General features: G+C 62.1%; 1 pseudogene. It reads left to right on the top strand.

The features are described from left to right. Window positions 1–37: 37 nt before the first annotated feature. A pseudogene (locus ACSNOK_RS34425) lies at window positions 38–269 on the top strand (hypothetical protein); the annotation flags it as partial.

Here is a 269-nt window from a genome sequence, read left to right as displayed (position 1 = left end):
CTATAGCCCTGCGTGGACTGCCGGAACGTCGGCGACGATGCGGGACTGGCTCCCTGATTGGGGCGATTTCGTGTATAACACGGTGCTGCGCTATGGCAAGGAGCGCAACCAGATCAAGTACTGGGAAATCTGGAACGAGCCGAACCTGCGCCGCTACGGCTACGAGAACGGTATTCATAGCATCGCCGACTACGTGCGCCTGCTGGACGTTGCTCGCGCTGCCGCCCGTGCCGCCGACCCCGAAGCCGTGATCGTGCTGGGTGGTATCA

Source organism: Streptomyces sp. URMC 126, assembly GCF_051386555.1.
In the GTDB taxonomy this organism is placed as follows: domain Bacteria; phylum Actinomycetota; class Actinomycetes; order Streptomycetales; family Streptomycetaceae; genus Streptomyces.
The sequence above is the reverse complement of the archived record's forward strand: the minus strand, read 5'-3'. Positions and strand labels throughout refer to the sequence as shown.